The following is a 1,322-nucleotide window of genomic DNA, read 5'->3' on the forward strand; positions in this document are numbered from 1 at the left end:
CCTGTTGCCTCATGTCAAGATGCGCGTGTAGTGCTGTTGGTTGCCTCACGTGAGAGTGCGCGCTTGGGAAGTTGCGCTTTGGCTGCTGGTCCAGCTTTGCTGGTGGCAATGGTGAGTAGTTGGCCGGCCAATGCTTGTATTCGGCGGCGGGTGGCGGCGGGGTTGATCTGTGCGTGGGTTCGGGCTAGCGCTGCGATCTGGTCTTCGTTGATCGTCGGGTGATCGATCGCACGGTGGAAAGGGGTGGCCGCTGTGTCGTATTTCTTCGTGACTTTGGCGCCGTGGCGGACCTTGGATATCAGTTTCTGCTGGGGGTAGAAGTAGTTGGTCAGTTTGGACTGGAGTTTCCAGATCTCGTTGAGTAGCAGCAGTTCTGCAGCGGTGTCATAGCGGTGGTAGCCGACCACGGTACGCACCACCGCCCAGTTCTTCTGCTCCGCATGACAGCCATCGTTTTTGTTGCCCGGCCGCGCTCGAGTGAAGGTGAGGTGGTGGCGTTCGCACCACTGCAGCACGGTGAGATTGATGAATTCCGATCCGTTGTCGGAGTCGACCCCTAAGACCGGAAAGGGCATCCGATAGGCAATGTCATTGAGTGCGGCCAACACGCAGTTGGCGGTCTTTTTGGGCACGGAGCGGTTCTCCGTCCAACCGGTCGCTATATCGGTGACGGTCAGGGTGAAGGCGTGCGCCCCGGTGAGATTGCCGCCGTCATGGGAAACCAAATCGATCTCGACAAAGCCAGGCCGAGCGTCGTTCCAGTCAGCCCAGGTCCGCACCGGAATCTGGCTCTTCAGCAGCGATCCGGGCTTGGTGGTGCAGCGACCCTTGAGCTGATATTTCGCCCGCTCGGCGCCCAAGCGCCGATCGATGGTGGCCGCCGAGATCGACACCAACAGCGACGCGGTCTCATCATCGATAACCAGTTCTGCGAAATGTCGTAAGACCGGCACCAGTTCACCCAACATCGGCGCCAGGCGCTTACCGGCTGGCATGCCCAACACTGTCCAACAGACCGTCAGTGCCGCAATAACATCCGGACCATACTTCACTGGTCGCGGCTTGCGTGGCAGAGCCACTTTAGGCCTCAGCGCCCCCGCCAACGCCGTACGGGCATGACTTCGGTGCCAGCCAGTGTTGGCACACAACTCATCGAGAATCCGACCCTTAGCGCTCTTACTCGCCCGCTGATAGCGGGCCGCAGTCGTCTCAGTGATTGCTCTGCGTTCGGCCAACGTCAACCCCATCCACTGGGCCTACGCGCGCATTTTCAATGAGGCAACGAATCCCCATTTCGCGCGCATTTACGACGAGTCAACGCG

At 59.8% G+C, this 1,322-nt stretch carries 1 protein-coding gene; it reads right to left on the reverse strand.

All coding sequences use genetic code 11. From position 1 onward, the window contains the following. Window positions 1–14 precede the first annotated feature (14 nt). Complete coding sequence (locus BST42_RS28840; RefSeq protein WP_083123120.1) at window positions 15–1,247, reverse strand: integrase catalytic domain-containing protein; 1,233 nt, start codon at window positions 1,245–1,247, stop codon at window positions 15–17. Window positions 1,248–1,322: the final 75 nt, after the last annotated feature.

This window comes from Mycolicibacterium rhodesiae, from assembly GCF_002086695.1.
Lineage (GTDB): Bacteria > Actinomycetota > Actinomycetes > Mycobacteriales > Mycobacteriaceae > Mycobacterium > Mycobacterium rhodesiae.

Bases quoted from the DNA above. Each gene is read 5' to 3' on its own strand.
- BST42_RS28840 (WP_083123120.1), bottom strand. From the start codon at position 1,247: ATGGGGTTGACGTTGGCCGAACGCAGAGCAATCACTGAGACGACTGCG.